At 70.5% G+C, this 25,004-nt stretch carries 25 protein-coding genes; 14 read left to right on the top strand and 11 right to left on the bottom strand.

Going from position 1 to position 25,004, the window contains the following annotated elements; all coding sequences use genetic code 11:
- Positions 1-96: 96 nt before the first annotated feature.
- The gene (locus tag SM116_RS02205) at positions 97-795 is read right to left on the bottom strand and encodes a sirohydrochlorin chelatase (RefSeq protein ID WP_320942833.1); all 699 of its coding nucleotides are present in this window, start codon (positions 793-795) and stop codon (positions 97-99) included.
- Positions 796-920: 125 nt separating this feature from the next.
- Here SM116_RS02205 and SM116_RS02210 point away from each other — a divergent pair, with 125 nt between their 5' ends.
- Complete coding sequence (locus SM116_RS02210) at positions 921-1,376, top strand: MarR family winged helix-turn-helix transcriptional regulator (RefSeq protein ID WP_320942834.1); 456 nt, start codon at positions 921-923, stop codon at positions 1,374-1,376.
- Between the two features lie 52 nt (positions 1,377-1,428).
- Positions 1,429-1,761, top strand: a complete 333-nt coding sequence (locus tag SM116_RS02215; protein WP_320942835.1) for a hypothetical protein — start codon at positions 1,429-1,431, stop codon at positions 1,759-1,761.
- A gap of 99 nt (positions 1,762-1,860) precedes the next feature.
- On the opposite strand, the gene SM116_RS02220 is transcribed toward SM116_RS02215, so the two are convergent.
- The 3 genes from SM116_RS02220 to SM116_RS02230 form a co-directional block, all read right to left on the bottom strand.
- Entirely contained in the window at positions 1,861-2,217 is a 357-nt protein-coding gene (locus tag SM116_RS02220) for a nuclear transport factor 2 family protein (protein WP_320942836.1), read from the bottom strand.
- A 26-nt stretch (positions 2,218-2,243) separates the two neighbouring features.
- Positions 2,244-2,996: an MBL fold metallo-hydrolase gene (locus tag SM116_RS02225; RefSeq protein ID WP_320942837.1), complete on the bottom strand. Its 753-nt coding sequence runs from the start codon at positions 2,994-2,996 to the stop codon at positions 2,244-2,246.
- A 70-nt stretch (positions 2,997-3,066) separates the two neighbouring features.
- Entirely contained in the window at positions 3,067-3,843 is a 777-nt protein-coding gene (locus SM116_RS02230) for a hypothetical protein (RefSeq protein ID WP_320942838.1), read from the bottom strand.
- A 95-nt stretch (positions 3,844-3,938) separates the two neighbouring features.
- Here SM116_RS02230 and SM116_RS02235 point away from each other — a divergent pair, with 95 nt between their 5' ends.
- A complete protein-coding gene (locus SM116_RS02235; protein WP_320942839.1) occupies positions 3,939-4,523 on the top strand; it encodes a MarR family winged helix-turn-helix transcriptional regulator in 585 nt (194 codons plus the stop codon).
- Between the two features lie 9 nt (positions 4,524-4,532).
- On the opposite strand, the gene SM116_RS02240 is transcribed toward SM116_RS02235, so the two are convergent.
- Together SM116_RS02240 and SM116_RS02245 are read right to left on the bottom strand one after the other, a co-directional pair.
- Positions 4,533-6,086: an HD domain-containing phosphohydrolase gene (locus SM116_RS02240; protein WP_320942840.1), complete on the bottom strand. Its 1,554-nt coding sequence runs from the start codon at positions 6,084-6,086 to the stop codon at positions 4,533-4,535.
- A 45-nt stretch (positions 6,087-6,131) separates the two neighbouring features.
- Positions 6,132-6,875: a hypothetical protein gene (locus tag SM116_RS02245; RefSeq protein ID WP_320942841.1), complete on the bottom strand. Its 744-nt coding sequence runs from the start codon at positions 6,873-6,875 to the stop codon at positions 6,132-6,134.
- A 114-nt stretch (positions 6,876-6,989) separates the two neighbouring features.
- On the opposite strand from SM116_RS02245, the gene SM116_RS02250 reads away from it, so the two are divergent.
- Positions 6,990-8,570: an MFS transporter gene (locus SM116_RS02250; RefSeq protein WP_320942842.1), complete on the top strand. Its 1,581-nt coding sequence runs from the start codon at positions 6,990-6,992 to the stop codon at positions 8,568-8,570.
- On the opposite strand, the gene SM116_RS02255 is transcribed toward SM116_RS02250, so the two are convergent.
- On the bottom strand, positions 8,571-9,890 hold the full coding sequence (locus SM116_RS02255; RefSeq protein ID WP_320944228.1) for an MFS transporter: 1,320 nt from the start codon (positions 9,888-9,890) through the stop codon (positions 8,571-8,573).
- Positions 9,891-10,017: 127 nt separating this feature from the next.
- Here SM116_RS02255 and SM116_RS02260 point away from each other — a divergent pair, with 127 nt between their 5' ends.
- The 7 genes from SM116_RS02260 to SM116_RS02290 all read left to right on the top strand — a co-directional run bounded on the left by SM116_RS02260 (position 10,018) and on the right by SM116_RS02290 (position 17,280).
- On the top strand, positions 10,018-11,766 hold the full coding sequence (locus SM116_RS02260) for a sensor histidine kinase (RefSeq protein ID WP_320942843.1): 1,749 nt from the start codon (positions 10,018-10,020) through the stop codon (positions 11,764-11,766).
- Complete coding sequence (locus tag SM116_RS02265; protein ID WP_320942844.1) at positions 11,754-12,401, top strand: response regulator transcription factor; 648 nt, start codon at positions 11,754-11,756, stop codon at positions 12,399-12,401. Before SM116_RS02260 ends, SM116_RS02265 begins: the two co-directional genes overlap by 13 nt.
- A 373-nt stretch (positions 12,402-12,774) precedes the next feature.
- On the top strand, positions 12,775-14,640 hold the full coding sequence (gene dnaK, locus SM116_RS02270) for a molecular chaperone DnaK (protein ID WP_320942845.1): 1,866 nt from the start codon (positions 12,775-12,777) through the stop codon (positions 14,638-14,640).
- Between the two features lie 2 nt (positions 14,641-14,642).
- Positions 14,643-15,272 carry a nucleotide exchange factor GrpE gene (locus tag SM116_RS02275; RefSeq protein WP_320942846.1) on the top strand — a complete coding sequence of 210 codons (630 nt, stop codon included), beginning with the start codon at positions 14,643-14,645 and terminating at the stop codon, positions 15,270-15,272.
- 8 nt (positions 15,273-15,280) lie between these two features.
- A complete protein-coding gene (locus SM116_RS02280; RefSeq protein WP_320942847.1) occupies positions 15,281-16,273 on the top strand; it encodes a DnaJ C-terminal domain-containing protein in 993 nt (330 codons plus the stop codon).
- Positions 16,274-16,374: 101 nt separating this feature from the next.
- Positions 16,375-16,845 carry a heat shock protein transcriptional repressor HspR gene (locus tag SM116_RS02285; protein ID WP_320942848.1) on the top strand — a complete coding sequence of 157 codons (471 nt, stop codon included), beginning with the start codon at positions 16,375-16,377 and terminating at the stop codon, positions 16,843-16,845.
- A gap of 15 nt (positions 16,846-16,860) precedes the next feature.
- The gene (locus tag SM116_RS02290; protein ID WP_320942849.1) at positions 16,861-17,280 is read left to right on the top strand and encodes an MmcQ/YjbR family DNA-binding protein; all 420 of its coding nucleotides are present in this window, start codon (positions 16,861-16,863) and stop codon (positions 17,278-17,280) included.
- A 51-nt stretch (positions 17,281-17,331) separates the two neighbouring features.
- Here the strand turns inward: SM116_RS02290 and SM116_RS02295 are convergent, their stop codons facing one another.
- Both SM116_RS02295 and SM116_RS02300 read right to left on the bottom strand, forming a co-directional pair.
- Positions 17,332-17,517: a DUF1918 domain-containing protein gene (locus SM116_RS02295; protein ID WP_320942850.1), complete on the bottom strand. Its 186-nt coding sequence runs from the start codon at positions 17,515-17,517 to the stop codon at positions 17,332-17,334.
- Between the two features lie 82 nt (positions 17,518-17,599).
- Positions 17,600-18,961, bottom strand: a complete 1,362-nt coding sequence (locus SM116_RS02300) for a DUF2252 domain-containing protein (RefSeq protein WP_320942851.1) — start codon at positions 18,959-18,961, stop codon at positions 17,600-17,602.
- Positions 18,962-19,155: 194 nt separating this feature from the next.
- On the opposite strand from SM116_RS02300, the gene SM116_RS02305 reads away from it, so the two are divergent.
- Positions 19,156-20,253, top strand: coding sequence for a DUF998 domain-containing protein (locus SM116_RS02305; protein ID WP_320942852.1), 1,098 nt, complete (start codon positions 19,156-19,158; stop codon positions 20,251-20,253).
- Here SM116_RS02305 and SM116_RS02310 read toward each other — a convergent pair whose 3' ends face one another.
- A complete protein-coding gene (locus tag SM116_RS02310; protein WP_320942853.1) occupies positions 20,254-21,648 on the bottom strand; it encodes a DUF2252 domain-containing protein in 1,395 nt (464 codons plus the stop codon).
- Between the two features lie 47 nt (positions 21,649-21,695).
- Between SM116_RS02310 and SM116_RS02315 the strand changes: the two genes are divergently transcribed.
- Positions 21,696-22,787 carry an AI-2E family transporter gene (locus SM116_RS02315; protein ID WP_320942854.1) on the top strand — a complete coding sequence of 364 codons (1,092 nt, stop codon included), beginning with the start codon at positions 21,696-21,698 and terminating at the stop codon, positions 22,785-22,787.
- 2 nt (positions 22,788-22,789) lie between these two features.
- On the opposite strand, the gene SM116_RS02320 is transcribed toward SM116_RS02315, so the two are convergent.
- Complete coding sequence (locus SM116_RS02320) at positions 22,790-24,097, bottom strand: ion channel protein (RefSeq protein WP_320942855.1); 1,308 nt, start codon at positions 24,095-24,097, stop codon at positions 22,790-22,792.
- A gap of 96 nt (positions 24,098-24,193) precedes the next feature.
- On the opposite strand from SM116_RS02320, the gene SM116_RS02325 reads away from it, so the two are divergent.
- Positions 24,194-24,979 carry a potassium channel family protein gene (locus tag SM116_RS02325; RefSeq protein WP_320942856.1) on the top strand — a complete coding sequence of 262 codons (786 nt, stop codon included), beginning with the start codon at positions 24,194-24,196 and terminating at the stop codon, positions 24,977-24,979.
- The last annotated feature ends 25 nt before the right edge of the window (positions 24,980-25,004 follow it).

Here is a 25,004-nt window from a genome sequence, read left to right on the forward strand (position 1 = left end):
GACATCTCGTGTGTCATGTCACGGAACGCGGCGTAACGCAGAGACATGAACTTGACGCATGTATTCCATAACGTCCAGTTATGTTTGCACGGGAGCTCATTCGGAGAGTTGTGCCGCGTCCAGATACCGCTCGACGACGATGTCGACGAGGGATGCCGCGGGCTCGCTGTCCGGGGTGAGGAGCGGGCGGGCGAGGGGCCGGCCGTGCGCCTCGCGCGTCGCGAGGTCGTGGAAGTAGCCCGGCGCGAGCAGGTAGTTCGCGACGACGGTGTCGGGTGAGTCGGCGATCGCGGCGTCGACCGCTGCGCCCAGTCGCGGTTCGGCGGCGGCGAGGAAGCCGACGTGGACCTCGCGCCCGAGCGTGTCGCCGAGCATGCGGGCGACGAGGCGGCAGTCGTCGTTGGCGCGTTCGTCGCTGGATCCTGCGACCGCGAGCACGACATGCCCCGGATTCGGCTCGATCTCCCGCAGGCGCTCGGCGAGGAGGTCGGCGAGCCGCGGGTCGGGGCCGAGGGCGGGCGTGATCGTGACGTCGTCGCGGTGCGCGCTCTGCTCGCGCAGGTCGATGCGCACGTGGTATCCGGCCGACAGCAGGAGCGGGACGATGACGACCGGGCCGTCGGAGAGCTCGGCGAGGGATGCCGCCACATCCGGCTGCTGGACGTCGACGTGTCCCAGCCGCACTCTGGCCTGCGGCAGGCGCCGCCCGACGGCGTCGACGAGCGCCTGGATCGACGCCTGTCCCTCCGCGGACGCGGTGCCGTGCGATATCGCGAGGAGTGCAGGGTGCGGCATCCGCTCATTCTCCCGTCATCTCCCGCCGCCGGCTCACATCTCTGCTCGTTCGTTCCCCTCAGACCGCATCCATCCGACGATGCCGAGATATTGACAGTATGCTGTCAATCTGGAAGGATGTGCGCATGTCGGGGAAGCAGGACGAGCTGTGGGCGCTGTCGCTGGCCGTGTTCCGCGTGAACGGCCTCTTGATGCGCAACGGCGAGCGGCTGACAGCGCCGTCCGGTCAGTCGAGCGCGCGCTGGCAGGTACTGGGACGTGCGGACGACTCGCCTCGCACCGTCGCTCAGATGGCACGGGAGCTCGGCCTCGCTCGCCAGAGCGTGCAGCGAGTGGCTGACGCGCTCGAAGCCGACGGACTGGTCGCCTATGTCGAAAATCCTGCAGATCGGCGCGCACGTCTGGTGGCGATCACGCCGGCGGGTGCGCGGGCACTGTCCGACATCGTCGCGCGCTACAGCGCGTGGGCCGAGCGGATGGCGGGGATGCTGGATGCCGCGGACCTTGCTTCGGCCGCCGCCTCGCTCGCGCGGGTCGGAGACCGGATCGAGGCCGACTTGGCCGGCGGCGACGGGTGGTGACGGGTGGTGACGGTGCATCGCCGTCGAGGGATGCCGAGGGAATGGAGTGGGTATGAAGACGTACGTCGTGCTGTACCACGCGCCGCAGGAGGTCGCCGCACGGTTCGCGCAGGCGACCGCGGAGGAGGCGCAGGCGGGGCTCGCCCAGTGGCAGGAGTGGAGTGCTGGGCTGGGTGACCGGCTCGTCGATCTCGGTCGCCCGCTCGGTGCCGCCGCGACCGTGACCGCTGCGGGCTGCGTCGACGGCGGGAGCGATGTGATCGGGATGTCGGTCGTCCGCGCGCAGTCACGCGACGAGGCGCTCGAGCTTGTGCGTGAGCACCACCACCTCGCGTGGGGTTCGATCACGCTGCTGGAGGAGCAGGTGGTCCCGGAACTCGCCTGAGACTCAGGGTGGCGAGCGCATCACCGCGCGGGGTTCATAGCGCCTTCTACCTCGCTCGGCTGACGGGATGCGGCGGAGGGCGGCGCGGCCACCCGCGCCTCAAGCCGGCGGCGGCGCGTACGACATCCGGTCGAAGATCAGGACGCTCTCGACGATCCTCCCGCCCCGCACGGTGAAGCACTCGGCCGCGGGTGTCGTGCTCGTCGCCGCTGTCTGCGGATAGTAGAAGAGCGCGACGCGATCGCCGTCGGCGAAGGTCGCGATGTCCGCGATGCCCGTGAGCTTCGGCGCGAAGCCGGCCAGGAACGCTCCGTACGCCTCCTTGCCGACGAGATCCTGCCCGGGAGCCCGGCATCGGATGTCGTCCGACACCAGGCTCAGCGCATGCTCGACGTCACCACCCGTCCAGGCGCGGTGGTACTCCTGCACGATCTTCGACGGTGTCGATTCAGCCATGTCAGCCTCCTTGGACGACACCGACGCTACCCCGCACCACCGACAAGCCGTCGCAGCCTTTCGTACTCGGCATCCATGCCCGCGTTCGCCCGGCGGGGATCATCCGACGAGGCGCGGTGCACGACGTCGTCGATGTACCGCCGATCAGCGTCGAGCCGGGTGAGGGCATCCGCTCCGACGCGCCCGTGTCCGGGCACCACGACAGCCGCCCGCGCGGCGTAGGGCGCCAGCACGTCGAGCGCCTCGAGGTAGGCCGGCACATCGTCCGGATCGAAGGGGAGCGGCAGCTCGACATCGCTCAACATGTCGCCCGCGAGCAGCAGGCGCTCGCGCGGCAGCCACAGTGCGGTGTGGCCGGGCGCATGCCCGTCGTGCACGATCAGCTCGATGTCGAATCCCGCAGATTCGGGGATGCGGCCGGCCACCGCATCCACCCTCCCCATGAGTTCGACGAGCGGATGCGGGAACTCCGCGCCCAGCCCCTCGACGAGGGCGTCGCGCTCCTGGCGCGCGAGTTCGGTCGTGCGCTGCGACGCCCACCGCGGAGCATCCCCGAATCCGGGATGCCAGAGCAGATGATCGTGGTGCGCGTGCGTCGCGAAGCCGCCGACCACACGCGATCCCCCCACGAACGCGGCGAGCGCGGCGAGCTCGTCGGGCATCCATGCCGGATCGACGAGGAATGCCTCCTCACCGCCGATGAGCACCGTGGATGTCGTCAGCGTCCTCCGGCTCGTCGCGACGTGGATGCCGGGTGCCACCTCCTGCGGAACGCCCACGGCGTCACGCTACCGTCCGCCCGCGGAAGAGGCCCGCGACGTCTCCATCGCGGGCCTCTCGTACGGCCGGTTAGGCGCCCCGGTGCGCTGCGAACCCGGCGGCGAAGCCGCGCTCATACGCCGCCTCGGCGCCGCCGTGTTCCTGCTCTCCGTGCGGGTGCGCGTGCCCGTGACCGTGGTGGGCGTGCGCGTGCCGGCCATGACCGCACTCCGCGCCGTGCCCCGCGTGTCCGTGGTGGCCGTGGTGCTCCCAGGGTGCGTGACCCTGCTCCCAGGGTCCGTGACCCTGCTGCCACCCGCCGGCGAACTCCGGCCGGAAGCCCGGGCCGAAGCCAGGACCGAATCCCGGTCCGAAGCCCCGACGAGCGGCCCACGGGCCGAACCCGGGTCCGAAACCGCGACCCCGGAATCCGGGCCCGAAGCCGGCGCCGCCGAAACCGCGCCCGGGAACCCCGGACTTCTCGTCCCAGCCGAGCGCACGCGAGACCGACTCGAGCGACGAGGCGAGTGCCTCATACCGCTCTTCGCCGACCGCGTCGCGGATCGTGGCGTGCAGCTCGTCGAGCCGCTCGGACAGCCGGTCGGCGGCGGCTCGGCCGTCCTCCGTCAGCTCCCACGTGCCATCGCCGCGCTGGTGGGCCCAGCCGCGGTCCTCGAGCGAGCGCAGCTTCTTGTCGCGATCGGTGGTCAAGGGACCCTTCGCCAGCCGGCGCAGCAGCATCCCGTCGCGCCGCGGCAGCCCCTCGGCCGCGAACGCGGCCCCCAACGACTGGGCGACCTGGAAGTCTGCGATGCGGAGCCAGTCGCGCAGCGACGGCGTCCATTCGGTGTCTTCGTTCTCCGTCATGAGAACTCCTCTCGATGAAGTACATGTCATCTGGCATGTACATGCAGTGTGACATGTATCTGGGATCCATGTCAAGTCGCATGTATCGTCGATGTATGAGCGACTCCGACATCGACCGCATCGCGAACGCGCTCGCGCGGCTGCGCGGGCGACGTATGCCGTTTCCCGGCGGGCCCGGCATGCCGCCGCGTCCGCCGGATCAGCCGTGGCCGGGCATGCATGGCGGCCCCGGCATGCACGACCACTGGTCGGGGCACGACCACGGTCCGCACGGCCACCAGCCGCCCCCGTGGGCCGGCGCCATGCACGGCCGCTTCGGCGGTCCCGCGCGCTTCCGGCTCCTGGAGGCGCTCGCCCGGGCCTCCGGTCCGCTCTCGGTGAGCGAACTCGGCGAGGCGATCGGCGTGGATCAGCCGCGAGCGTCGCGGCTCGTCCAGCAGTCCGTCGAGATGGGACTCGTCCGCCGCGAGGCCGACCCCGACGATGCCCGCCGCACGCGCATCGCACTGACGACCGACGGCGAGCGTCTCGTGCGCGGCTTCCTCGGGCAGCGGACGGATGCGGTGGCCTCCGCGCTCGCGAGCTTCACCGACGCCGAGCGGGCGGAGCTGGCGCGCCTGCTCACGAAGCTCGCCGACGCGTGGCCGGCGAGTCCGCCGCGCCCCGACGGACGGCCCTGATGTGACGGCTCAGCGCAGGAAACCGTGGTCGATCGCGAACAGACTCGCACCCACGCGGTTGCTCACGCCGATCTTGGCGTAGGTGTGCTCGACGTGGTTGCGCACGGTCTTCTCGCTGATCGAGAGGGATGCCGCGATCTGCCGGTTCGTGCGCCCCTGGGCGACGAGCGTGAGGACCTCCGCCTCGCGCGGAGTGAGACCCGCGGGCGTCGCGGTCCGCGCACGTGCCCCGACGGCCCCGACCGCGGCGGCGATCGCGGCGACCGCCTCCGCATCCAGCTGACCCGCCGCCGCCCGCCGTTGCAGCCGGGCCGCCGCCTCGGCCGGCTCCAACGCCACCCGATAGGGACGCGGCTCGGTCGCCGAGCGATAGGCGACGGCCGCGGCGAGCAGGCGATCGGCCCTGGTGAGAGTCGTTCCGCGGCTTCCGGCGGGATATCCGCCGCCGTCCGGCCGCTCGTGGTGCGCGCGGACGAGGGCGGCCTCGGCATCCATCCCGGGAACCCGTGAGAGCACACGACCGCCGAGGTACGGATGCATCCGCACGCGCTCCCAGTCCGCGTCGTCGAGCGGGCCGTCCTTCGACCAGATGAGGTTCGAGACGCCGAGCCGCCCGATGTCGTGCACGTATGCGGCCCGCCGCAGGGTCGACGCATCGGCCGGCGACATGCCCATGGCGAGCGCGGCCGACCCGGCGAGGTCCGCCACCCCTCGCGAATGCCCGAGCATGAACGGGCATTTGAGGTCGACGAAGTCGCCGATCGCGGCGAGGGTCTCGTCGAGGGCCTCGCCGTGGAGCACCGCATCGCGATCCGGTGCGGAGTCGATCGCGGCCGTCCAGGCAGCCGAGCCGTGCGGGATGTCGAGCAGGGCACCGGCGTCCGCGGCGAACGCGTCGACCACCACCGGATCGAACTGACCGCCGCGCCTGCTCTGCGCCATCGCGATTGCGGCATCCACCCCGCCGAGGCGGTCGTGCACCTCGGCGGTGTCGGCGAGCTGCGCGATCCGCATCTCGAGCGGAATCCGGTCGCCGGACAGCGCCTGCGGGAGCCCGCGACCGTCGTACCGCTCGAAAGCGCACGCGACGGCATCCTGAACCTCCTGCGGAAGGCCGAGCCGGCCGGCCAGCAGCGCCGCCGACATGCAGTGCGAGTGCAGCAGGCGCCCGAGGTTGCCGCGCGCATCCGACATCATCCCGGCGAGCGTCGCGGCCCGTCGTGTGAGCGGCCGGCCCTCGGCGACGTGGTCGACGAGGAAGCGCAGGAACGGCAGGCCCGACCAGTCCACGAGGTACGACGCCGCGCGCACGGCGATGTCGTCGCCGAACCAGCGGGCGTACTCCTGCGAATCGGCGGTGCAGCCGATCCACATGAGCAAGGTCGAGTAGTAGGTCGCGCCGCGCTGCTGCGCGGACAGCCCGAGACGCTCGGCGAGCCTGCGCGCGAGGATCGCGGCGCGCAGCATGTGCTCGGCCGGCTGACCGAGTCCGAGGTCGATCGCGATCGACAGCGCCGCGAGCATCTCGGCCCGCGTCGGAGCTCCTGCCGTCGACCCGCTCACGGCGCCATTGTGGACGATCGGATGCGTCGCATCCAGAGCCCGCGCTCACACGGCGTCGGCGTGCAGCCCGGGGGCGAGGTGACGAAGCGGGTCGAACGACTCGAACCGCGCCTCGCCGACGTAGAAGATCCCGCGCTGGGGCATCCAGAAGTCCCCGAGGCGCGACTGCTCGTCGAGCGGATGCGTCGAGCCCGGATCGTCACCGTCGAGCGTCGCGGTGCTCGAGGCGACCGACCATACGCGCAGCGGCACCACCTGGAAGTGCTGCCGGTTGGGCGAAGCGCCGGTCAGGCGCATCCTGCCCGCCCGCAGCATCGGGCGCGACATCGGCCCCATGGCGGCCAGCAGCGGATCGCTGCTCCGCGCGGCGGCCGGCATCGCGCCCGCCATGGCCGACATCGTGCGGGTCGCCGGTGTGGCGCGAAGCGCGATGTCCCACTCCAGCGTGCCGGGGATGCGCACGCGCAGGCGGTGCGCATCCGTCCAGGTCAGCTCGATCCGGGCGACGCGCTCGTAGGATGCGGCGGCGCTGAAGTAGCGCGGGCAGCTCCGCTCGGGCGGAGCCGTCACGTACATGTGCCATCGGCCCTGCGGATCGCGGTGCCACACCGACCGGTAGGGGTCGCCGATCGTGGTCTGCGTCCACGCTCGCAGGGCCAGGTAGTGCCCGGTGTCGAAGGCGACGCCCATGACGCCGAACCCGGTGAAGCGCTCGCCGACGCCGCTCGGCAGCGCGGGCCGCGCGGTGGTGGCCGCGGCGGCGGATGCGGGAGTGATTCGCGTGCTCATGACCTCACTCTCGTCGCCGGATCACCGGCGGGCATGAGGCATCCGCCCCATCTTGCGAGGCCTCGAGGAGACTTCGTATAGCGCGCGAGCGCGGCGGAGTGGTTCACTTCACGCATGACGACCGATGCGGGCGCGACCACGTTCAACCGCCGTCTCGCGGCCCTGCTCGCGATGGCGATGTTCGTGCTCGTGGTCGACACGTCGATCATGAACGTGTCGATCTCGGCCGTCGTGAAGGAGCTGGACACCACAGCGAGCGGCGTGCAGGGGGCGATCGCCCTCGAAGCGCTCGTCTCGGCGGCGTTCATCCTGATCGGCGGCAAGACCGGCGATCTCATCGGGCGCAAACTCGCCTACATCCTCGGCCTGCTCGGATACGCGATCGGCGCGGTCGCGATGACGTTCGCCCAGAGCCTCACGGCGGTCATCGTCTTCTGGGCGATCATCGGCGGGATCGGCGCATCCCTGCTGCTGCCCTCGATGCAGTCGCTCATTCACGGGAACTTCGCCGGCGCGTACCAGAAGCGCGTCTATGCGCTCGTGGGCGCATCCGCCGCGATCGCGGCCGCCGTCGGCCCTCTGCTCGGCGGGTTCATCACGACGTTCTGGTCGTACCGTGTCGCGTTCGGGCTGGAGGCGGTGATCATCGCGGTCGTGCTGGGCGGCATCGGGCTCGTGAAGGATGTGAAGTACACCGGCGACCGCTCGATCGATCTCGTCGGCGCGGCCCTGTCGGTGCTCGGCATGGGCGGTGTCGTCCTCGGCATCCTGGTGTGGCAGGAGGGCGGCGGCTATGTGGGGCTGCTCATCGGCCTCGGCGTCGTCGCGCTCGGCGGCCTCACCTGGTGGCTGCGCTCGCGGAAGAAGCGGGGCAAGCCGGTGCTGCTCGACCCCGCGCTGTTCTCGTCGAAGCCGTTCCGCACCGGCGTGAGCGGCCAGCTGCTGCAGCAGATCGCGCTGGGCGGAACCATGATCGTGCTGCCGCTGTATCTGCAGATGGTGCTGGAGTACAACGCCCTGCAGGCGGGCCTGTCGATCGCCCCCTTGTCGCTCAGCATGTTCGCCGTCGCGATCTGGGCGGGCCGCCGCGCCAAGGGCCGGCCGGCGAACCTCATCCTGATCGGATTCATCCTCGCGTTCGTCGGCCTCCTCGGCATCGTCCCGCTCGTGCCGATCGCGACCTCCGGCTGGTATCTCACGATCCCGCTCATCGTCGCGGGCGCAGGCCTCGGACTCCTGGTGTCGCAGCTGAACAACTTCACGCTCTCGCCGATCTCCGACGAGCGCGTGAGCGAGGCCGCCGGCGTCAACTCTGCGGCGGGATCCTTCGGCCTCTCCTTCGGCCTCGCGTTCGCCGGGGCGATCATGCTCGCGACGCTCGCCTCGGCGTTCACGACGCTGGCGTACCAGAGCGAGGTGCTCACCGCCGAGCAGCAGACGCAGGTCGCCTCGGTGCTGGAGGAGGATGCGCAGCTCATGTCGAACACGGGCCTGGCGCAGATGCTCGCCGACGAGCCGCCCGCGGCGTCGGCCGAGGTCATCCGCATCAACACCGAGGCGCGGCACATCGCGCTGCAGGTGGCGCTGCTGATCCCGATCCTCGCTTCGGTTCTCGGCACGCTGAACGCCCTCCGGATGCGTCGCCTGCCCGACCCGCAGCCCAACGAGGCGGCCGAGGGGATGATCGGCGGCTGACTATCCCTTGGGCACGGGCTGCGGTGCCTTCACCGGCAGCAGGAGCAGCAGCCCGATGAGCAGCACGAGGACGATCGCGAGAATCCCCCAGTACTGCGCACCGCCGAGCGCGACGAAGATGCCGAAGAGCGTCGGGGCGATGAACGTCGCGGCCCGGCCGGTGGTCGCGTAGAGGCCGAACACCTCGCCCTCGCGGCCGGGCGGGATGACCCGGGCGAGGAACGTGCGGGATGCCGACTGCGCAGGCCCGACGAACAGGCACAGGAGCAGGCCGAAGATCCAGAACATCGTCTGGCCGCCGCCGTGGAGGAAGAACACCGCCGTCCCGCAGACGATCAGGCCGACGAGCGAGACGACGATGAGGGGCTTCGCGCCGAACCGGTCGTCCAGGGCCCCGCTGGACACGGTCGCGATGCCGGCGACGATGTTGGCCGCGATCCCGAAGAGGATGACCTCGCTGGCGGTGAAGCCGAAAGTCCCGGCCGCGAGGACGCCGCCGAAGGTGAAGACGCCGGTCAGGCCGTCTCGGAAGACGGCGCTCGCGATGAGGAAGTAGACGGTGTGCCGAGCCTCGCGCCAGAGCCGTGCGATGTCGCGGAAGAGCTTCGCGTACGACGCGGCGAGCCCGATCTTCACCGGATCGCCGTCGGGACGGTTCTCCGGGACGGCGATGAGCACGGGCAGCGCGGAGAGCAGGAACCACACCGCAGCCGCGGCCATCGCCACGCGCACGCCGGTCGCACTGTCGAGACCGAGGATGCCGAACGGCGGGATGAACAGGATCAGGAGGATCAGCAGCAGCACGATGCCGCCGAAGTACCCCATGCTCCACCCGAAGCCCGACACCTTGCCGACATTCCGTGGCGTGGACACCTGCGACAGCATCGCGTTGTAGTTGACGCTCGCCAGCTCGTAGAAGACGGTGCCGATGGCCAGCAGCGCGATGCCGAACCAGAAGAACGCCGGATCGGGCTGCACGAACGCCATGAGTGCGAGCATCACGACGACGATCACCGTGTTGACTGCGAGCCACAGCTTGCGCCTTGCGGAGGCATCCGTCCGCTGTCCGGTGACCGGCGCGGTGATCGCCACGAGCAGGCCCGCCGCGCCCAGGGCGAATCCGAGGGCGGCGCTCGTCGAGGCGTTCGAGCCGAACGAGTCGCTCGTGATGTAGCGCGTGAACACGAAGGTGGTCGCGACGGCGTTGAAGGCGGCGGAGCCCCAGTCCCACAGGCCCCAGGCGAGCACCTTCCCCCTGCCCGGCGCCGCGGCGCCCGCAGGCGCCTGAGGGGCGGAGGAGCCGGCTGCGATCGCGTCCATGTCGCTCAAGCCAGGGCCCTTTCGTGAACGTCCGGTGCCGCGCATCCATGGTTCTCGGGGATGGATGCCGCGCCGCGTCGTCACGGCGCGCGCTCAGGCTACCGCGGGCAGGCCACAATGGAGCCACATGACGCCTGTTCCCCGCGTGCGGTTCGCGCTGCGGCGCTCCCTCGATCGAGCCCTCGTGGTCATCGGGGTCTCCGCAGTGCTGCTCGGCGTGTTCCAGTACGCGGTCATGCCGGTGCACGACAGCCCGGTCGGGCTCCTCCTGCGCTGCCTGCCGCTGATCTTCTGGGCCTACATCGTTGGCGGGGTCATCGCCTGGCGCCGCCGCCCGAGCAACCCGATCGGCTTCCTCATCGTCATCGCCGGCGTCGCGATCTACCTCGGGCTGCTCGGCAACGCCACGATTCCGCTGCTGCAGGCGCTCGGCGCGATCTTCGCGAGCGTCGCGCTCGCCGCGACGCTGCACCTCCTGCTCGCGTTCCCGGCGGGACGGCTGACCCGCCCGGCGTTCTGGATCGTCGTCGCCGGGTACTTCGTCTCGCTCGTGCTGCAGGCGCCCCTCTATCTGCTCGACCCCCACGGGCCGTTCCCGCCGTTCGCGATCGCCGACGACCCGTCGCTGGCCCAGACGTCTCAGCACGTGCAGGTCGTCGCCGGGTTCGTGGTCATGAGTGCGGCGGCGGTCGTGCTGGCTGTCCGCATGGGCCGGGCCGACGCATCCCACCGCCGCGTCCTCATCCCGCTGTACGTCTACGGCATCATCACGGTGCTCTACACCCCGCTCTCGACGCTGATCGGGGTCGATCTGCTCGGCCTCGACCCGTTCGCCCGCACGGTGATCCAGCTCGCGCTGATCGCCTGCATCCCGCTCGTGCTCACGATCGCCATCCTGCGCGGTGGCTTCGCGCGCACGAGCGAGCTCGAGGAGCTGTCGACGTGGCTCGGCAGCACCACCCGGACGAGCCTGTCGATCGAGGCTCTGCTCGCGACCGCCCTGGGCGATGCGTCGTTGCGGCTGGGTGTGTGGGTCGGCGAGCGCGGCCAGTTCATCGGCGACGACGGACAGGTCATCGAGCCGCCGACGTCACCGACGCGCGCGTGGCATGTGATCGAGCGCAACGGCCGCACGATCGGCGGGTTCTCGTACGACTCGGCGCTCCAGGGAGACGCGGATCTCGTCGCCCGGGCGGGCAACGTCGTCGCGATCGCGGTCGAGAGCGAGCAGCTCACCGCCGAGCTGCTCGCCAGCCGTCAGGCGCTGGTGGCGTCGCGCGAGCGCATCGTCGAGGCGGCGGACCGGGAGCGCCGGCGCATCGCGGGCGACCTGCACGACGGGCTGCAGGCCCAGCTCGTGATGCTGGCGCTCGAGGCGCACCGGCTCGCATCCAGCCCCGCCGCCGACGTGCCCGAGCGCGCGCTGCGCCTGCGCGCCGACATCGACGCTGCCGCCGCCGACCTCCGCGCGTTCGTCCACGACCTCGTGCCCGCGGCGCTCATCGAGCGCGGGATCACGGCGGCCGCCGAGGACCTCGTCGATCGCATGCCGATCGCGACGGTGCTGGAGGACACGACGGATGGAACGGTCTTCGACCCGGCGATCGAGAACACCGCTTACCACGTGATCTCGGAGGGCCTGACGAACATCGTCAAGCACTCGCAGGCGAGCTTCGCGCAGGTGCGGCTCGGCAGCTCCGAGGGGTGCCTCCAGATCGAGATCACCGACGACGGCGTCGGCACGGCGGCGATCGACCGCGGCACGGGACTGCGAGGTCTCGCCGACCGGGTGGACGCCCTCGGCGGCACCCTCCACATCCAGAGCCGGCCCGGTACGGGCACGATCCTCAGAGCGGAGCTGCCGTGCGCATCGTGATCGCCGAAGACGAGGCCCTCATCCGCCGCGGACTGGAGCTCGTGCTGGCCGACGCCGGTCACGAGGTGGTCGCCTCGGCGACGGATGCCGCGGGCCTGACCGAGGCGGTCGGCCGGCTGCATCCCGATCTCGTCGTCACCGACATCCGCATGCCGCCGACCTGCACCGACGAGGGGCTCGTCGCCGCGCTGGAGATCCGCCGGACCGACCCGAGCACGGCGGTCGTGGTGCTCTCTCAGCACGTGCAGCGGCGCTATGCGCGCGAGCTGCTCGCCGACGGTGTCGGGCGCGTCGGCTATCTGCTCAAGCAGCGGATCGCCGACATCGACACATTCCTCGTGGACCTCGAGCGCGTCGCCGCCGGAGGCACCGCCCTCGACCCCGACGTCGTCGCGGTCATGATGGGGCGTGCGCGCAACGCCGACTCCGCGGTGGGTTCGCTCACCCCCCGGCAGCAGGAGGTGCTCGCGCTCGTCGCGGAGGGGCTCAGCAACGCGAGCATCGCCGCCCGTCTCTTCCTCACCGAGAAGGCGGTCGTGCAGCATGTGTCGCGCATCTACGACGCGCTGGGATTGACGGCGGATGCCGAGTCCCACCGTCGCGTCCAGGCGGTCGTCCGCTACCTCGACGGGTGAGAGAGGACCGGGAAGGGGCGCCCAGCCCGCCCCATTCCCGTCCGTTGCATCCGGGCTCGTTTGACGACGCTCCCCAGCGTGGCGTCCGAGCTCTCCGGATACATGTCCGCACCGATGGCGCGAAGACCTTTCGGACACTACGTGAGCCGCTTCGCGAGTGACTAGGGACCCAGGTCCCCACTCCGTCCGCGCGCAAAGTTGAGTGCGTTCATATCAACTTCATTTGACGTCGAAGATGCCCGGGCGTATGCTTGAGCCATCGCGACTCAAGATTCCCGCGTTCGCGGGATCTCTCGGGTCGACGAGCCGATTTGAGAACAGAACCCCGGGCCGCGGCATCCGTCGCGACCCCCGTCAAGGAGAGAGAACACATATGCCCCGTGCAGTGGGAATCGACCTCGGTACGACGAACTCGGTCGTGAGCGTCCTCGAGGGCGGCGAGCCCAAGGTCATCGCGAACGCCGAAGGCTTCCGCACGACTCCGTCGGTCGTCGCGTTCACGAAGGACGGCGAGGTGCTGGTCGGCGAGACCGCCAAGCGCCAGGCAGTGACGAACGTCGACCGCACCCTGACGTCCATCAAGCGCCACATGGGCACCGACTGGAAGACCCAGTCGATCGACGGCAAGGCCTACACGCCGCAGGAGGTCTCGGCGCGCATCCTGCAGAAGCTGAAGCGGGATGCCGAGCAGTACCTCGGCGACGCCGTCACGGACGCCGTCATCACCGTCCCGGCGTACTTCAACGACGCCGAGCGCCAGGCCACCAAGGAGGCCGGCGAGATCGCGGGCCTGAACGTCCTGCGCATCATCAACGAGCCGACGGCTGCTGCTCTCGCCTACGGTCTCGACAAGGGCAAGGAGGACGAGCTCATCCTCGTCTTCGACCTCGGCGGCGGAACGTTCGACGTCTCCCTCCTCGAGGTGGGCAAGGACGACGACTTCTCCACGATCCAGGTGCGCGCGACCGCGGGCGACAACCGCCTCGGCGGCGACGACTGGGACCAGCGTCTCGTCGACTACCTCATCAAGCAGTTCAAGGACACCACCGGTGTCGACGTCTCGGGCGACAAGATCGCCCTGCAGCGCCTGAAGGAGGCTGCGGAGCAGGCGAAGAAGGAGCTGTCGTCCTCGACGAGCACCTCGGTGAACCTGCCCTACCTCTCGCTGACCGACTCGGGCCCCGTGTCGCTCTCGGAGACGATCACGCGTGCCAAGTTCGAGGACCTCACCAAGGACCTGCTGGACCGCACCAAGAAGCCGTTCGAGGACGTCATCCGCGAGGCCGGCATCAAGGTCGGCGACATCGACCACGTCGTGCTGGTCGGCGGCTCGACCCGTATGCCCGCCGTCAGCGACCTGGTCATGAAGGAAGCCGGCAAGGAGCCCAACAAGGGCGTGAACCCGGACGAGGTCGTCGCGGTCGGCGCCGCCCTGCAGGCCGGCGTCCTCAAGGGCGAGCGCAAGGACGTGCTGCTGATCGACGTCACCCCCCTGAGTCTCGGCATCGAGACCAAGGGCGGCATCATGACCAAGCTCATCGAGCGCAACACGGCCATCCCGACCAAGCGCAGCGAGACCTTCACGACCGCCGACGACAACCAGCCGTCGGTCGCGATCCAGGTCTTCCAGGGTGAGCGCGAGTTCACGCGAGACAACAAGCCGCTCGGCACGTTCGAGCTCACCGGCATCGCGCCGGCGCCGCGCGGCATCCCGCAGATCGAGGTCACGTTCGACATCGACGCGAACGGCATCGTGCACGTCTCCGCCAAGGACAAGGGCACGGGCAAGGAGCAGTCGATGACGATCACCGGCGGCTCGTCGCTGCCGAAGGACGACATCGAGCGGATGGTGCGCGAGGCCGAGGAGCACGCGGCCGAGGACAAGAAGCGCCGCGAGTCCGCCGAGACGCGCAACCAGGCCGAGACCCTCGCCTACTCGATCGAGAAGCTCATCAAGGAGAACGACGACAAGCTTCCCGCCGAGGTCAAGAACGATGTCCAGGGCGACGTCGACGCGCTGAAGACCGCACTCGCGGGCGATGACGACGACGCCGTGAAGAACGCGTTCGAGAAGCTGAACCAGTCCCAGGGCAAGCTCGGCGAGGCGATCTACGCCTCGCAGCAGGCCCAGGGCCAGCAGCCCGACCCGAACGTCGCCGATCCGGGCAACGGCTCCGTGCCGAACCCGGAGGAGGATGTCATCGACGCCGAGGTCGTCGACGACGAGGAGCAGAAGTAAGCATGACGGACAAGGACTTCCCCGAGCCGGCGAACGGCGACGACGAGGTCCGTCCCACCGACGAAGGGTCGGAGGCTCAGGCCTCCGACCCTCAGTCGCAGGACGGGCCCGCACCGGAGCCTCAGGCTTCCGACGACGAGGAGCTGACGGTGGACGACATCCTCGGCACGACCCAGAACGCGGATGCCGCGGCCGAGGACGCGGCGCTGGCCGACCTCGAGTCGGCCCTGCTCAACGACCTCAAGCGTCTGCAGGCCGAGTACGCCAACTACCGGCGCCGCACCGAGGAGCAGCGCGAGGTCGAGATCGCCCGCGCGCAGGGCGCCGTGGCGAAGGGCCTGCTGCCCGTGCTCGACGACCTCGACCGCGCCGAGAAGCACGGCGACCTCGACGATGGCAGCCCCTTCGCGGCCATCGCCGAGAAGCTGCGCGCGGTGGCCGACCGCATGGGCATCTCCACGTACGGTGCCAAGGGCGAGCTCTTCGACCCCCAGCAGCACGAGGCGATCTTCCAGCAGCCGACGCCCGGTGCGACCGAGACGACGATCCTCGAGGTCGTCGAGGTGGGCTACCGCCTCGGCGATGTCGAGCTGCGACCGGCGAAGGTCGTCGTCGCCGTTCCCGCCGAGTAGGAGGCTCGATGGCCAGCCAGGACTGGTTCGACAAGGACTTCTACGCGGTCCTCGGCGTCTCGAAGGACGTCGAGGCGGCCGAGCTGAAGAAGACGTATCGCAAGCTCGCGCGCCAGTACCACCCGGACTCCAATCCGGGGGATGCGGCTGCCGAGGCGAAGTTCAAGGAGATCAGCGAGGCGTACTCGGTGCTGTCGGACCCCGATCAGCGCACCGAGTACGACCAGATCCGTGCGATGGGCTCGGGCGCGCGCTTCCAGGCCGGCGGCCCGGGCGCGGGCGGCTTCGAGGACGTCTTCAGCATGTTCGGCCAGGGTCGCGGTGGTCCGCGCTCCCAGACGGCGGCCGATTTCGACGACATCTTCGCGATGTTCAACCAGCAGGGCGGCGGTTTCGGCTCCGGCCGGTTCGGCCAGCCCACGGGCGGCTACCGCGGCTTCGGCGGTCCCACGAAGGGGGCCGACGTCACGGCCCGCACGACCATCGACTTCATCACGGCGACCAAGGGCGAGACGATCACGCTGCAGGGCGAGGACGGCAAGCCGTTCAAGGTGAAGATCCCCGCCGGTGTCGCCGACGGCCAGAAGGTGCGTCTGCGCGGCCGAGGCCGCCCGTCGCCCGACGGCGGTGAGAACGGCGACGTCGTCGTGCTCGTCTCGGTGCGCCCGCATCCGGTGTTCACCCGCGAGGGGCTGAACCTCCGCGTGCACGTGCCGGTGACCTTCACCGAGGCGGCGCTCGGCGCCACCATCGAGGTGCCGACGCTGGGTGGCGAGCCGGTCCGACTCCGCGTCGCCCCGGGCACGCCGTCCGGACGCGTGCTCCGTGTGAAGGGCCGCGGCGTCACGACGTCGAAGGGCACCGGCGACCTGCTCGCCGAGGTCCAGGTGGCCGTGCCGTCGCACCTCGACGACGCCGCCCGTGCGGCGCTCGAGCGCTTCCAGGAGCTCGAGCCGAAAGAGAACCCGCGTGCCGACCTCATGGCCAAGGCCCGCGGCTAGTCCTTCGACAGGCTCAGGAACCGGGGAGACAGGCTCAGGAACCGGGAAACAGACCCAGGAACCGGTAGAAAGGCTTCAGGAACGGGAGAGGAGGCGACGAGGTGGCAGATCGACTCGACATCGACGAAAACGCCCCGATCTTCGCGATCGCGGCGGCCGCTGAGCTGTCCGGGATGCATCCGCAGACCCTCCGCCAGTACGACCGCCTCGGGCTCGTCGTCCCCGCGCGCACGCAGGGCGGCTCTCGCCGCTACTCCCTGCGCCATGTCGCGAAGCTCCGTGAGGTCGCGCGCATGTCGTCCGACGGCATGAGCCTGCCCGCCATCGTTCGCATCCTCGAACTCGAAGAGCGGGTACGCGAGCTGCACGGCCGTGTCCAGGCGCTCGAGCAGCGCGTGCAGATGGAGCTCGACAACCGGCCCGGCGCGCGGGTCTTCGCGGCCGAGGCGAGCGGCTCCGTGATCCGGCTGAAGTCCGGAACCCGCGTGCGCCGCACGCGGGACGTCGTGCTCTGGCAGCGGCCGCGCGGCGAGCTCGGCTCCGGAACGGATGCCGCGGCTCGCGGCGACTGAGCGACCGAGCAGCTGATGGCGACGATCGACGATCTCCGCGCGATCACCCGGTCGCTGCCGCAGACCGAGGAGAGCAGCCACCACGGCCACGGCGGCGGCCTCGCGTGGCGCGTCGGCTCCGGCGGCGCGTACGCGTGGGAGCGGGGACCGCGCACGACCGACCTGGCCTCCCTTGAAGCCCTCGGGCGCACTTGGCCGGCGGGTGTCGTGATCGGCGTGCGCACCGATGGCCAAGAGGGCAAGGAGGCGCTGCTGGCATCCTTCCCCGACGTCGTCTTCACGATCCCGCACTTCGACGGCTACCCCGCCGTGCTCGTCCGGCTCGACGACATCGCGCCCGACCTCCTCGCCGAGATCGTGAGCGACGCCTGGCTGGTCAAGGCGCCGAAACGGCTCGCGCGGGAGTGGCTCGCCTCACGCGGACTCGACGCGTAGCTCAGGCGCCGCGCCTCGCCGTCGCATCGCGCGACGGACGCTGCGGGCGACTCAGCCCTGGTGCAGGATCTCGCAGTCGGCGCCGGGCGAGAGCACGCCTTCGTGGCCGTCGTCGTAGCGGATGACCAGGAGCTGATCGTCATCCGTCCCGCGGATCTCGACGACCTCGCCGAGGTGATCCGCCATCCCGACCGCCCTGCCGTGCACACGGATGCGGTCACCCACCGTCGCTCGCATCTTGGACTCCCTCCCGCTTGTCCGTACGGCTCTCGCTCTTACACGGTACGGCGGCGCGGCGACGAATGACAGGGGGCGCGCGTCAGCCGGCCTTCTTCTTCGCCACGAACGCCTTCCAGTCGCCGTACGACACGTCGGCGTAGGCATTGGCCCACGCCACGATGGCGTCCGCGACGATGCGGCCGTTGCCGATGTAGCCCACGACGCGGCCGGCATCCGCTGTCTGCCCATGCGCCCGCGCGAGCGTGATCGCACACGCCTCGCCGAAACGCCTGAAGGGCTCGTCCGCCAGTGCCTCCGCATCGATGCCGCCCTTCATATCCCGGAACTGCCGCACGTAGTACGCGCCGTGGTCGTCCTTGGAGTGGCCGAGGAAGGGGTCGGAGATCGCCTGCAGCACGCGCTGCATCCCGACGACCCGGCCGCCCTCTCCGTGGCGCTCGATGTGCTCGAGCGCCGCGGCCGGCTGGACCGCACGCCCGTAGCGGATGAGCACGCTCTCCTGCGCCTCCTTGGTCTGCAGCAGCAGCGCGTGGCCGTCGCCGTCCTCGAGGACCGTGAGGTAGCACCGGGTCCCCACGCTGCCGACGCCGACCGCGCGGAAGGCGGTGTCGGATGCCGAGTAGTGCAGCAGGAGCATCTGGATGTCGACGTTCGCGGTGCGGGCGTACGCGCGCAGGCGGGCCTCGGCCTCCGCTTCGAGCGCGGCATCGAGGTGGAACATCGCCGGCGGACGGATGATGAACCTCAGACGTCCGTCGGGCCCCCGCTCGGTCATGCGGCGCACGGCCTGCTCGCCGGTCCGCTTGCGTGCCGAGCGCACGGCACCCAGCAGCACGTCGCGCGACGACTTCTCGATCGCGTGCACCGACGCCTTGGCGTCGAAGTGCGTCCAGTAGCGCTCGAGCGGGCTCTTGCGCGCCGCCCGCGCGAGGCGTCTGCTGTATGCATCCACGGCGCTGCGGGCGGCGGTCTCGACGACCTCGTCCTTGCGTCCCGTGGCTCTGCCGGCGACGACGATGCTCGTGACGAGCCGCTTCACATCCCACTCCCACGGAGCCCACGCGGCCTCGTCGAAGTCGTTGAGGTCGAACAGCAGCGTGCGCTGGGGGGATGCCGAGAACCCGAAGTTGGCGAGGTGCGCGTCGCCGCACGATCCGACCGAGATGCCGGTGCTCGCGTCGCGGGCGAGGTCGGCCGCCATGATCGCGGCCGTACCGCGGTAGAACGCGAACGGGCTCGCTGCCATCCGCTCGGCCCTCAGCGGCAGCACCTGCTGCACGCGGGTGGACTCCTGTTCCTCGAGGATCCCGAGGGGAGCGCGCCCCGCCGTCGTCAGCCGGGCCAGGTCGTGGCGCGGGGTCCGCCGGCGTTCGGCCTTGCCGGCGGCCAGTCGCTGCGCGAGAGAGGGGATCGCCGGGCGGGCGGAGTCCGTGTCGGTCATGCGCGCCATCCTCGCATCGGCATCCGACCCGCCGCCTATGCCTTGGCCGAGAGTCTGTCCGAGGCCAGGAGCGGGAGTGCGGCGAAGCGTTGCGCGGCGGGGCGGCGCGAACCGCATCCCTCGTCTAAGCTCGCTGGAGCGGTGCGTCCCCCCGGAAGGCGCCGATGCTGACGTTCCGGCCGCCCGGAGGAGCCATGCCCGAGATCGCCGCATCCTCGACAGAGAGCGAGGATGCCGCGCCGCCCGCATCCGCGGCGCGTGCGGCAACGGCCGAGTTCGGGCCGCCGACCGTGGGGAGCCTGCGCTCGCGCGAGGCGCTGGCCATGGGGCTCGGCGCCGTCGCGTTCGTGGTCGCCGCCCTCGTCAGCGTCCCCGCGCTCCACCTCCAGCCCGTGCCCATCGCCGGACGCGGCTCGCTCGGCCAGTTCGTGGCGCTCGCGTCGGCGATCGTCGCGATGGCATCCTTCGTCCTGGGAAGGTTCGTGCTGCGCGATCGCAGCCGTCGCGTCGGCGTGCTCGACCTCGTCGACGTGCTCGCCATCGCGATCGCGCTCGGCGTGATCGCCCTGCTGACGTGGGCGCTGCTCGCGAATCTCCTCTCGCGCGCGTTCATCGGCGCCGAGGTGTTCGCCATCCCGTCGCTCCTGCTCGCAGGCGTCACGGCGGCCCTCACCGCGTACGCCGCGTTCCTCGTCGGGACCGAGCTCGATCTGCAGCTGCTCGCCTTCATCCTCGCGATGTTCCTCGTGGAGGGCGTGCTCGCCGCCATGCTGACCTCGGCCGACAAGGGCTGGTGGAAGGAGAACCTGAGCGCACTGGGGATGACCGACGACGTGTCGGCCCTGGCGTTCAACAGCACGCTCATCATCGCCGGGGTCATCGTCACCACGCTGTCGCGGCACGCGACGCACGACATCGAGACCTCGTCCCGCGCGGCCGCGCGATGGGTTCGCGGGCTGCTCATCACGGTGGGCGTGTTCCTCGCCTGCGTCGGGATCTTCCCGGTCGACCGGTTCTTCGCGGTCCACAACACGGTGGCGACGGGGATGGCGGTCGCCTACTGCGTGCTCGTCGTGGGACTCCGGTTCTGGATCCCGGGGCTGCAGCGCGCTTTCATCTACCTCGGCTGGGTCTTCCTCGCCGTCGTCGTGGTGCTCGGTGTCTTCTTCGCGATCGGCTACTACACGCTCACGGCGGTCGAGCTCGTCGCGGCGATGCTGATCTTCTCCTGGATCATCCTGTTCCTGCGCAACATCTCCGCGCTGCAGAAGGACACGCGCGCCGCGGCGTGATCAGCGCTCGCCGACGTGACGGTGCGCGCGGTACAGCTGCCAGTCGGCGCGGGAGAGGGCCGCGTAGGCGTACGCCCACTCGAGGATCGCTTCGCCGGCCACCTTGCCGCCCCCGAGGTATCCCGAGACGATCGCCGCAGTCGGGGACTGACCGTGCGCACGGGCGAGCGTCGCGGCGCAGGCGTCGGCATACCACCGGAACGATGCGTCGTCGAGCGCGTCCATGTCGAATCCGCCCTTCCTGTCCCGGAACTGGCGCACGTAGAAGTCGCGCTCCGCGCCGCCGGGCGAGCGGACGAGGTGACCGAGAAAGGGATCGGACACGGCCTGAAGGATGCGCTGCATCGCAACGACGCGACCCCCGTCGCCGTGCGTCCGGATGTAGTTCACGACCGCCTCGGGCTGCTCGACCCGACCGTGTTCGATCAGAACGCTCGGACCGGCTTCCTTGCCCTGCAGCAGGAGGGCGTCCCCGTTGCCGTCCTGCAGGGCGATCACGAAGCAGCGCGTGCCGACGCTGCCGACGCCGACCACGCGCAGGACGAGATCGGACAGCGTGTACTTCTGCAGCAGCACGCGGATGTCGATGTTCGTCGACGTCACGTAGTCGTTGAACTGGTCCAGCAGGCGCTGCTCCAGAATCGGCGTGACGTGTGCCATGGTCGGCGGGGTGTCGATGAACACGAGCCGGCCGTCCTCCTCGGTGCGCGTCATCTTGCGGGCCGCCCGGGCGCCGGTGCGCTTGTCGGCCTCCTTGACCGCGGCGTCGATGGCGCGCCGCGTCTCGTCGTCGACCGCGAGTGCCGCGCTCAGCGCGTCGAACCGGTCGTAGTACCGCTTCACGGGGGTGCGCCGGGCGCCGCCGCGGAGCGAGCGCGCGTACACCCGCACGGCGTCGAGCGCCGACTCGCGGATGACCCGGTCGTCGCGGTTCGTGGACTGGCCCGCGATGACGATGCTCGTGACCAGTCGCTTCACGTCCCACTCCCACGGCGCCCACGCGGACTCGTCGAAATCGTTCAGGTCGAACACCAGCGTCCGCTGGGGGGATGCGTACAGGCCGAAGTTCGACACGTGGGCGTCGCCGCACGACCCGACGAGCAGCCCGCTGCTGGGGGAGCGCGAGAGGTCGGCCGCCATGAGCGCCGCTGTGCCGCGGTAGAACGCGAAAGCGCTCGCCGCCATGCGCTCCGTGCGGATCGGGACGAGTTCCGGCACGCGATGCGCATCCTGCGCGTCGAGGATCGCCATGGGGTCGCGCGGCCCGGCCGAGAGCTCGGCGAGCGCCTCTCGCGGCACGCTCCCGCGGGCGGCCCGCCCTTCGGAAAGCTGCTCCTCGAGGGTGGGAAGAGGTGCCCAATGCCGGGCGATCGGAGAATCGGCAGACGATGACATGGGGCCAGTGTGGCACCGCCGGGCGGTGACTTCGATAGCCTGACGCCGTGACCCGCGCCGCGCCGCCGCCTCCGCCGGCCCAGACCCCCGCCCTCTCCCCGAGTCTGCGCGTGCTGATCGGGTTGGCGGCCGCAGTCGTCGTGCTGGCCGGCGTGTACGTCGCCCGCAGCCTTGTCGGACCGCTCGCCTTGGCGATCGTCCTGGTCGTCATCTGCGAACCGGTGCGGCGGCCGTTCGACCGGCGCGGCCGGCGCAGCTGGGCGGGCACCACCGCGGTCATCGTCGTCGCCTACCTCGTGCTGGCGCTGATGGGCCTGCTGCTGTGGGTGGCGGGCGTGCAGTTCGCCCAACTCGTCGGCCAGTACTTGACGACCCTCCGCGCCTCGCTCGACGAGTTCCTGGCGTGGCTGCAGTCCGCGGGATTCGATCAGCAGGCGGCGGCCGCCGCCGCATCCGTCCTGGATCCGAAGGCGGTGCTGAGCGTGGCGTCGAGCCTCGGGGGCACGGTGATCGCGACCGCGACCGCGCTCTTCTTCGTCGTCTCGTACGTCATCTTCATGGCGGCCGATGCGGCGCGCTACCGGGATGCGGAGCGCGTCTTCGGTGCGGGGCGCCGACCGGTGCTGGCGCGGATCGGCAAACTCAACACGGGCATCCGTCGCTACTACGTCGTGAATGCATCGTTCGGTGCCATCGTCGCGATCATCGACGGTCTCGCCCTGTGGGCGCTCGGCGTCCCGGCGCCCATCGTGTGGGCGGTGCTCGCGTTCGTGACGAACTTCATCCCGAACATCGGCTTCATCCTGGGACTCATCCCGCCCGCGGTGCTCGCGTTCGTCGTCGGCGGCTGGCCGATGTTCCTCGCGGTCATCGCGATCTACTGCGTCGTGAATGTCGTGCTGCAGGTGCTCGTGCAGCCGAAGTTCGTCAGCGACGCCGTCGATCTCAGTCTCACGCTGAGCTTCTTCTCGGTGGTGTTCTGGACCTTCGTCATCGGGCCGCTGGGGGCGATCCTCTCCATCCCGCTGACGCTGTTCGTGCGCGCCCTCGTGCTCGAGGGCGATCCGGGCGCGCTCTGGCTGCGATGGCTGTCGGGCGACCGGACCGCGGTGCCACGCGCGGCCGGATCGACCGACTGAGATCAGCCGACCTTCGCTCGCGCCATCCCGGGCTTCTCCTTCGCGAGATCGGCCGGAGTGATGAGCATCTCGCGGGTCTTCGTGACGACGAGCCACGTCGGCAGCACGATGATGCAGAGCATGGGCAGGACGGTGACGTCTCCGACCATCGCGACGCCGACGAAGATCGCGATCCAGCCGTCGCGCGAGATCGTGAGCACGACGCCGAGCACTCCGCACGCGATGGCGAGGCTCATCGGCAGGCCGGGGATCAGCGCGTGGCCGAGGAGCCCTGCGACGACGCCGATGAACACCGCCGGGAAGATGCGGCCGCCGCGGAACCCCGCCGACGCCGCGACCACGAGGGCCAGCGTCTTCACGACGAGGAAGAGCGTCAGCTGTCCGGTGCTGTATGCGCTCGGGTTCTTCAGCAGCTCGTCGCTCTGCTCGAGTCCCTTGAAGAGCGTGAGCGGGCCGCCGAGCATGCCGAGCAGGCCCAGCACCACACCGCCGGCCGTGATGTACACGAGCGGATGCCGCAACGCGTGGAACAGCCGGTGCGCGAGCGGGAAGAGGTACACCGCGATGAGTCCGAACGCCGCTGAGGCGCAGGCGACCAGCGACCCCGTGAGCAGGTCGAAGGGCTGTGGCGCTCCGTACGGCGTGCCTGAGTATGCGGCGCCGAACGCGCCGCCCAGCAGATAGGTCGTCACCGAGCCGGCACCGGCCGACACCAGAGGAAGGAACAGCCGGTCCCACAGCGAGCCGCCCATCTTGAAGCCTGCCGCCATCCCCGTGAACACCAGCGCGGCGGCGACCGGCGTGCCGAACAGGGCGCCGATCGTGCCCGAGGCCGCCATCGCGGCGATGATCGGCGTGGGCGCTGCTTTGGCGATCCGGCCGGCGAGCGCGACGGCGAGCGCGACGTTGATCGCGACGATCGGGTTCTCCGGGCCGAGGCTCACACCGCCCGCGAGCGAGAGCACGATCGCGAGCAGCAGACCGGGCAGCACCGTGAGCTTGAGGGGTGCCGACACCAGCTCGGTCGTCGCCGAATCCGGCCCGGCGTGCCCGGGCATGAGCCACACGACGAGCCCGACGGCGATGCCGGTCGCCGTCAGCACCGTGAAGATCCACCACGGGGTGTTCCCGCTGATGCCGAAGGCGCCCGGCGCGTTCGTCCACAGGACGTCGTGGAGGAGGCCGGCGAGCCAGTTGACGAAGGCGAGCGCGAGCGCCGAGATGACGCCGATGAGGAGCGCGGGAATCGACAGCAGCAGGAGCTGACGGATGCTGAGCGCCGGCGGCGGCGCGGTGGCTTCGGCGGTCATGCCAGCACGATACCGGCCGCCGCGGGCGCCGAACGAGGACATTCCCGGGCGGCGCGCCCGCCGGGGCGCCCGGCACGCCTGCGCCAGAATTCGGCTGTGGATGAGAGAACCTGGCACACGCACACCGAGATGCCCCTGACGGTGGCCAGCCTCATCTACCTCGTCGCCTACTCGTGGCGGGTGATCGCCGACCTGACCGGGACGCCGTTCGTCGTCGCGACCGTCGTGATCCTCGTCACGTGGGCGATGTTCATCGCGGACTACCTGGTGCGGCTGTTCCTCGCGAAGGAACGCGCCCGGTGGTTCCGCAAGCACTTGGCGGCGCTCGCGTTCGCGTTGATCCCCGTCCTTCGTCTGGTCGGGCTGCTGCGGGTGCTCACGCGCTTTCCGGGGATGAGGACGACCGCCGGCAACGTGCTGCGGACGCAGCTCCTGGTCTATGGTGCGGGCGCGTCTGCCGTCCTGATCTACATCGCATCCCTCGCTGTTCTCGAGGCGGAGCGCCCGGCGTCGGGCGCGAACATCACGACGTTCGACGTGGCGCTGTGGTGGTCCGTGGTCACCGTCACGACGACGGGATACGGCGACTACACGCCCATCACGAGCGCCGGCCGGTGGGTGGCCGTCGGCCTCATGCTCGGCGGCGTGGCCCTCGCCGGAGTCATCACCGCGACCCTGGCCTCCTGGGTGTTCGATCGCGCGTCGCGCAACAACGAGGAGGCCGAGCCGGCGACGCGGGCGCAGCTGCGCATCCTCACCGAGAAGGTGGATGCGCTCGCCGCGCGCGGCGGCCGCACCACAGGCCCCGACGACGGGGATCGCGCACCGGGCGACGCCCGTGCCGCCGATAGCGACGACGCCGACAGCGACGACGGAACGTGAGCGAACCACGGGAGACGGAGAAGGC

This window comes from Microbacterium rhizosphaerae (assembly GCF_034120055.1).
GTDB classification, from domain to species: Bacteria; Actinomycetota; Actinomycetes; order Actinomycetales; family Microbacteriaceae; genus Microbacterium; species Microbacterium rhizosphaerae.